The organism is Streptomyces sp. NPDC004561, assembly GCF_053602155.1.
This window is the reverse complement of the sequence record NZ_JBSGDB010000451.1, coordinates 1-7,084: the sequence shown is the minus strand read 5'-3', so window position 1 is coordinate 7,084 and position 7,084 is coordinate 1. Positions and strand designations below refer to the sequence as shown.

The 7,084-nt window shown below is 66.5% G+C and carries 6 protein-coding genes and 3 pseudogenes; 5 read left to right on the top strand and 4 right to left on the bottom strand.

The features are described from left to right. Positions 1–87: 87 nt before the first annotated feature. The 4 genes from ACWEN3_RS37450 to ACWEN3_RS37435 form a co-directional block, all read right to left on the bottom strand. Positions 88–267 carry a hypothetical protein gene (locus ACWEN3_RS37450; RefSeq protein ID WP_452980490.1) on the bottom strand — a complete coding sequence of 60 codons (180 nt, stop codon included), beginning with the start codon at positions 265–267 and terminating at the stop codon, positions 88–90. Between the two features lie 24 nt (positions 268–291). After that, positions 292–597 (bottom strand): transposase family protein, encoded by a 306-nt coding sequence (locus ACWEN3_RS37445; RefSeq protein ID WP_452980488.1) that lies wholly within the window; start codon positions 595–597, stop codon positions 292–294. Positions 598–771: 174 nt separating this feature from the next. Next, entirely contained in the window at positions 772–1,086 is a 315-nt protein-coding gene (locus ACWEN3_RS37440) for a hypothetical protein (RefSeq protein WP_452980486.1), read from the bottom strand. A gap of 536 nt (positions 1,087–1,622) precedes the next feature. Then, positions 1,623–2,078 (bottom strand): hypothetical protein, encoded by a 456-nt coding sequence (locus tag ACWEN3_RS37435; RefSeq protein ID WP_452980484.1) that lies wholly within the window; start codon positions 2,076–2,078, stop codon positions 1,623–1,625. Here ACWEN3_RS37435 and ACWEN3_RS37430 point away from each other — a divergent pair. From ACWEN3_RS37430 to ACWEN3_RS37410, 5 genes and pseudogenes are all read left to right on the top strand, one after another. Then, a pseudogene (locus ACWEN3_RS37430) lies at positions 2,056–2,235 on the top strand (transposase); the annotation flags it as partial. The gene ACWEN3_RS37435 and the pseudogene ACWEN3_RS37430 overlap by 23 nt on opposite strands. 85 nt (positions 2,236–2,320) lie before the next feature. Beyond that, positions 2,321–4,423 (top strand): ISAzo13 family transposase, encoded by a 2,103-nt coding sequence (locus ACWEN3_RS37425; RefSeq protein ID WP_452980481.1) that lies wholly within the window; start codon positions 2,321–2,323, stop codon positions 4,421–4,423. A 13-nt stretch (positions 4,424–4,436) separates the two neighbouring features. Further along, positions 4,437–4,960, top strand: a pseudogene (locus ACWEN3_RS37420) (transposase); the annotation flags it as partial. 42 nt (positions 4,961–5,002) lie between these two features. Next, a complete protein-coding gene (locus ACWEN3_RS37415) occupies positions 5,003–6,241 on the top strand; it encodes an IS256 family transposase (RefSeq protein ID WP_452980478.1) in 1,239 nt (412 codons plus the stop codon). A gap of 181 nt (positions 6,242–6,422) precedes the next feature. Next, positions 6,423–7,084 (top strand): annotated as a pseudogene (locus ACWEN3_RS37410) (hypothetical protein); the annotation flags it as partial.

Genomic DNA, 7,084 nt, shown 5'->3' with positions numbered 1-7,084 from the left:
GCATCAGCTAGGGGACTAAACCTTGATCCCGGTCACGGGGTGAAGAGGGAAACCAAACAGTGACTGGGCCCGTCGGCGACTTGTTGGTCAGCCGCGGGTGAACGTGTACACGGTCGTGACCGCCGCGCACACCGACGGCTGGATCATCTCCACCCGTAGCACCTTGGTGGCTTCGTCGTCGACTGCCTCCGTCTCGGAGGTGCCCGTGTAGACGCTGCCCTGCAGGATCGGCCCGAGTCTGCTGGCGCGCGCCTCGCTTCTGGCCATGGACTGTCCGCTGTCCGGCCTTGCCTAGCCAATCGTCAGCCCGTCGACCTGTTCGGCGAACGTCGCCTGCAAGCAGCCCTGTTGAGAGCAGCGGAACCGCCGGACCTGTAACTCGATCAGCGCCGGACGGCCGCCGACCGCGCTGTCGGCAAGCCGGCGTACGTACCGGCTGTGCACCCGGGCCGACGCTGTTCCACACGCCGGACAGGCAGCCTGTTCCGCAGCCGTCCGGGCGCGCACGACCACCAACTCACCGTCGGATATGACATTTTCGATCACCACACCTTCGACCTGGTGGAACCACAGGTTCTGGGGGAGTACATCAGCCACAGCCGTTCATGATCGCGGTTGTGGTGACCCTCCGTGGCTCCGGCACTGAAAGTGATCCAGAACCACTTTTTTCAGCCGTCGCCGACATTTCACGCCCATTGGCTTCCACCTCGACCGGAAGCACGAAAGCCTCTGACCAGCACTCAGCAGGAAGAACGCGCCCTCAACGCTTGATCAGGATGTTCCCTGAGAAGGAGCCGCATCCATCCCTGAGCGAGCGCCTTCCGATCCGGACGGGTTCGATCGAGACCGGGAATCAACGCGGCGCCGCTGGTCAAAGAGCACGCCGAGGACGATCAGGAAACCCGAAGCGGCGATCAGCAGGGATACGCCCCAGGTCGAGTGGGTCGGCGACATGGTGACCATGGCCAGCGCGGCCAGGGGAGCGAAGCCGCCGGCCAGCGCGCCGCTGATCTCACGGCCTGACCCGACTCCCGATGACCGAACCTCCGTCGGGAATTGCCGTGCCATGAACGGGGTGCTCGCCACGAAGATGACCGGGTCGCTTTGTTTCTGAGTTGTAGGGCCGGAGCCTGAAACAAGGCCGTCGGCATCGAATCAGAGCAGGAGAAGTCAGGGCCCGTAACACTGCGTGATGGCCTGATCCAGAGCAGCGGTGACTGAACGTGTAGCGATCTGGTCCTGCGCCAGCGGGACGATCGCTCGGGATGCACAACGAAACCTGATCGCTGCGGCACACAGCCGACAGGCAAAGCACCAGGCCGCAGCCACGTCGTCCAGTACGGCATTGTCCACCAGACGTCATGGGTGGCCGCCGTGGGCACCTGCGTGATCATCGGATCCCGTGTTTCTGCTCGTTCCCGGGTCGAGGACCTCGCTGATCGGGGAAACGATGATCGGAGCCCGATCGAGCGCCCGGGCTGTCGGCTTACGCGTCCAGATCCGACACCACGTGTGCCTCACCCCGGTACGCCCGTCGGCCGAGTGTGGGAGCAGAATCCCTCGCCCGGCGGTCAGGTGCTACGTCACGCCATCCTGCGGGGCACCCTGGCTCCGCGCACACCTCATCGGGGGTAGAGCTTCCCTTGCGCCATCATGACCGTATCGTCAGCCGTCAACTCGCCCCTCGGACACAACGATTGACGATACGGTGACGAGGGCCTCGACCTGACGGTCGCGGTCCTCGTTGCGTGTTCGTAGCTGATGGTGATGCCCAGGGCGTCGTAGGGCGGGCCCTTCTTTTCTGCGGCGGCAGTCTGGATGCGCTGTGCAATATCTCCGAGACTCTCAGTGATCTGCCGGATCTGTCGCGCGTCCAGCGGGGATTGCTTCTTCCGAGTGACGGCGGGGTGCGCGTCGAGCTTCTTCTGCGCTGTGTCCTTATCCCGCTGGGCCTCGTTGATCCACTGGGTGACGACGGTGGGGTCGGCTCCGGCGTCGAGGGCTGCTTGGTAGCGGGCGAGCCGCCGCTCGTACTCCTTGATCGCCTGGCGTGCTGTGGGCGTGCGCGTGGACGGCACCCAGGAGCTGATCGCTATGAGTGACGGCTACCGTGAATCAGCCGACTCCTGGGCCGACCTGCTGCGCGACTGTGCTCGGCGTGGGATGCGTGCGCCCGTCCTCGCAGTCGGTGATGGGGCCCTCGGCTTGTGGAAGGCCCTGGCCGAGGTGTTCCCCTAGGCCCGGCATCAGAGGTGCTGGGTTCACAGAAGCCGTAAAGAATCAAGGTGCTGCTTTACAGGTGTGGGCTCGTTGTCAGGGTATGGCGGTTCCGGAGGAGATCTGTTCCCAAGTCCATTGCAGGTTCTCGGTGTTGTTGCCGCACCTGAACGAGCGGCAGCGGCGGTTGGCCTTGGCCACCGAGGCCCGGCTGATCGGGCATGGCGGCGTACGGGCGGTGGCGCGGATCGCGCAGGTCAGCGAGACCACCGTGCGCCGTGGGGTGGCGGAGCTGGAAGCCGGGGCCGGGCCGCTGCCGGATGGCCGGGTGCTTGCACCAGGCGGGGGCCGCAGGCGGGCCGAAGCCAATGATCCTGCCTTGCTCAAGGCGTTGTTGGGCCTGGTCGAGCCGGATGAGCGGGGTGATCCGCAGTCGCCGTTGCGGTGGACGACGAAGTCGCTGCGGAACCTGGCCGAGGAACTGACGCGGCAAGGGCACCCGGTGTCCGCGCCGACCGTGGGCCGGCTGCTCAAGCAAGAGAGCTTCAGTCTGCAGGCGAATGCGAAGACCCTTGAGGGTGCCCAGCATCCCGACCGGGATACCCAGTTCCGCTACATCAACGAGCAGGTCAAACAGCACCAGAGCGACGGTGAGCCGGTGATCAGCGTGGACACCAAAAAACGGGAGCAGATCGGACGACTGCCGATGGCCGGCCGCCAGTGGCGCCCCAGGGGCGAGCCCATCGAGGTGGAGGACCACCACTTCTTCTTCAGCGGCCCGGACGTTCAGCAGGCGATCCCGTACGGGATCTACGACATCGCCCGCAACACAGGCTGGGTCAACGTCGGTGTCGACCACGACACATCGGTCTTCGCGGTCGAGTCCATCCGTTGCTGGTGGCGCTGTCGCGGCAGCCTGGACTACCCGAAGGCATCACGGCTGCTGATCACCTCGGACGCAGGCGGCTCCAACGGCTACCGCTACCGGGTCTGGAAGAGTGAACTGGCCGCCCTGGCCGCCGAAACCGGGTTGACGATCACGGTGTGTCACTTTCCTCCTGGCACCAGTAAATGGAACAAAATCGAGCACCGGCTGTTCTCCCACATCACCCACAACTGGCGCGGCAGGCCGCTGACCAGCCACGAAGTTGTCATCGAGACGATCGTCGCCACTCGCACCCGGGCCGGTCTGCGCGTCGAGGCCCACCTGGATCCCGGCGACTACCCCACCGGCATCGCGATCAGCAAGGACCGCTTCGCCGCGCTGCCGCTGGTCCGGCACGAGATCCATGGCCAGTGGAACTACACCTTGCTGCCCGAGCCCTCCGAGCCGCAGATCTTGCCCGCCAGCGAGACGTGCGGTGTCGCCGACCGGCGCCGCGAGCTACTGGCCCGCTTGGCGGACCCCCGCCTGACCGGGCTCAATAGCACGGAACTTGTAGACCTGTGCACCGAGTTGGCCCCGCTGCAGGCCGCCCGGGCCCAGGAACGCTACAGCGAACAGCGCGGCGGACGTGCCCGGCGGGCCACCGGCAAGCTTCGCGGCAGCAAGCCGCTGTTCGACGACGCGGCCCGGGTGATGCTCACCCTCCTATACCAGCGGCAGGTGTGCTCGATGAAGCTGCTGGGCGACATGCTGGAGGTGACCCCAAACTGCATCGGCGACCTCGTTGCCGAGACCCGCCGGGTCCTGGAGGACCACGGCCACCAGCCCGGTTACGCCTCCAGCCGGTTCACCACGGCCGAGGCTCTGATGGCCTACCTCGACACCGACCAGACCCCGCCACGCACCCGGATCATGGAAATCCTGTCCCATCCACGGCTTACCGGCATGTCCCGCGCGGAGCTCGACGAGCTCACTCGCCGCCTCGCACCACGCCAGGCTGCCCAGGTCGAACGTGCCTCCTACCAGCGCCGGGGCGCCGATCGCCAGCCGGGCAGCCGCGGCGGCGTCTTCCCCCAGAAGCTCGGCGACAGAGAGCGTGTCGTGGTCGCCATCCTCTACCTGCGGAAACTGTGCACCCTGGATGTCCTTGCCGACGCGCTGGGGGACGTGAGCAGGTCCTCGATCGGGAACTTCGTCCGAGAGATCCGGCCCCTGCTTACGGAAGGCGGGCTCCTCCCGCCCCCGGCTGCCACCCGCTACCGCACCGCCCCTGATCTCCTTGCCGATGCCGGCGAAGAAGCCGACACACCGACAAGTTGATTCTTTACGGCTTCACAAGATCGCCAACGTCGCAAACGCTCTACCGAAGTCCGCCCAGCCCAGCGCGAAGAAGGCCCTGCGGGAGATCTACAACGCCGAAGACCGCGAGCATGCGCTGAAGGCCGTCGCCGCGTTCGCCAAGACCTACGGGGCGAAGTTCCCCAAGGCCGTCAAGAAGATCACCGAAGACACGGACGAGCTCCTCGCGTTCTACGACTTTCCCGCCGAGCACTGGATCCACCTACGCACCACGAATCCCATCGAGTCCACCTTCGCCACGGTCCGGCTCCGCACGAAGGTCACCCGAGGCGCCGGCAGTGCGGCCGCCGCACTCGCCATGGTTTCAAGCTCGTCGAGTCCGCCCAACAGCGGTGGCGGGCCGTGAACGCACCCCACCTCGTCGCCCTCGTGCGCGCCGGGATGGTGTCCCTCGTCGTGGTGTACGGGATCAGCGGTCGGGAGTGCGCGGGCGTCTGCCCGGGGCGCACTTCCACGGGTGAGTACCGCTCCCTGAACAGGAGGCGGGCCATCGCGTAACTCTCCTTGGTGAACGCCCAGTTCAACCACGAGGAGTGCACGATGGCCCTGTCCCAGTCTGAACTGATACGGCTCCTTGAGTCACTACGCTCGACCGACGGAATCGAGCTCATCCGCGCCATCGCCGAGCGGATGGCGCAGGAGCTGATCGAGGCCGAGGCAAGTGCCCATATCGGCGCGGAGTGGAACGAGCACACGCCGACGCGAACCAACGTCCGTAACGGGCACCGCGAGAAGGTGCTCACCACGCTGGCCGGCGACCTGGACCTGGAGATCCCCAAGGTCCGCACCGGCAGCTTCTTCCCCAGCCTTCTGGAGCGACGGCGCCGCATCGACCAGGCCCTCTACGCCGTGATCATGGAGGCATACGTGCACGGCGTCTCCACCCGCAGCGTCGATGACCTGGTCAAAGCCCTCGGCGGCGACAGCGGCATCTCCAAGTCGGAGGTCTCCCGGATCTGCGCGGCCCTCGACGAGCCATTGACCGCGTTCCGCACCCGCCCGCTCGACCACGTCCGCTTCCCCTACGTCTACCTGGACGCGACCTACTGCAAAGCACGGGTGAACCATCAGATCGTTTCCCGGGCCGTGGTGGTCGCCACCGGTATCACCGAGGACGGCAACCGCGAGGTCCTGGGCCTGATGGTCGGCGACAGCGAGAGCGAGGCGTTCTGGAAGGAGTTCCTGCGCTCGCTGCGCGAACGCGGCCTGTCCGGCGTCCGTCTGGTCGTCACCGACCAGCACGCCGGTCTGGTCGCCGCGGTCCGCAAGGTGATGCTCGGCGCCGCCTGGCAACGATGCAGGGTTCATTTCCTACGAAATGTCTTCAGTGTGATCGACCGGGATTCCGGTGAAATGGTCGCCGCGACGATCCGCACCATCTTCACCCAGCCCACCGCCGGCCTCGTGCGCACCCAGCTGGACACCGTCGCGGACATGCTCGGCGCTCAGTTCCCCAAGGTCAAAGCGATGCTGCTGGAGGCGAAGGAGGACCTGACCGCGTTCGCGGACTTCCCGCCCAGGCACTGGAAGAAGATCCAGTCGACGAACCCGCTGGAGCGGGTGAACCGGGAGATCAAGCGCAGGATCGACGTCGTCCAGGTCTTTCCCAACGACGACGCGTTGGTCCGGCTGGTCACCGCCGTGCTCTTCGAGATGCACGACGAATGGATCGCCTTCCCCCGCCGCTACCTCCCCGAAGGCAGCATGGGCGAGATCTACCGCGAGCTCCCCGAAAGCGCCCCGGCGCTACCCAACGCTCCGATCACGCCCACCAGTTGATCCCCTACACCACAGCAAGGGACACCACCCGCGCCGGGGCCCGATTCGAACGCGGAGTCCTGGTCGAGGGCACCGAAACTCTGGCTGCCTGAGGAAGGCGACCCCGATGACCCCGGACGCGCGGCCTGCGGCGGGCTTGGTCGCCGCAGGGATGTCGGTGGCATGAGGTTGACTGTCGGCCGTGGGAAGCAATGCGTTCGTCGACAGCGTCTGGCGCCTCATCAACGAGAAGCCCCCTAATCTGGATGAACCCGTCATCCTGGAGGCCCCGCCGGGCACGGACCTGCATGAACTCGTCGCGGAAATCGGCCGGTGGGCGGGGCAGCACCGGAATTTGGCAGCGGGCGGGTTCGTCGATCCGTCGCTCGGCGAACGCACCGGCCTGCCGCTGGCCGAGCCCTTCGGGGCTGGGGAATTGCTGGAGATGCGGGGCTGGGGCTACCGGAATCGCTGGGTCGGGTGCGGCCTGGTCGCGTCCCCGGACGGCCCACGGGCTGTCGCCGTGATCGCTCACCGCGAGGACCCGGCGGCTTCCGGTTTCCCGCAGGGCGCGTCCTGGGCCGAGAAGCTGCGCATCGTCACCGGCTGGGAACCGATACCCAAGCCGCGCGTGGACTGGCCCGCTATCGAGGCCGACCTCGGCACACGGCTGCCCAGCGACTACAAGGAGGTCGTCGACCTGTTCGGCGCGGGCAGCTTCGACGAGTATTTCGAGCTTGCCGTGCCCGGCGGCCCCGGCTCTGGCCGCAACCCGTGGAAAAGGTACGGCCCCGACCTGGCATCCGGTGGACTCGTGCCTTGGGGCTGGTCAGAATACGAGCTCGGACTCATGTGGTCGACGGG

Coding starts and splice junctions, on each gene's coding strand:
- ACWEN3_RS37415 (WP_452980478.1), top strand. CDS start 5,003: ATGGCCCTGTCCCAGTCTGAACTGATACGGCTCCTTGAGTCACTACGC.
- ACWEN3_RS37450 (WP_452980490.1), bottom strand. CDS start 267: ATGGCCAGAAGCGAGGCGCGCGCCAGCAGACTCGGGCCGATCCTGCAG.
- ACWEN3_RS37425 (WP_452980481.1), top strand. CDS start 2,321: ATGGCGGTTCCGGAGGAGATCTGTTCCCAAGTCCATTGCAGGTTCTCG.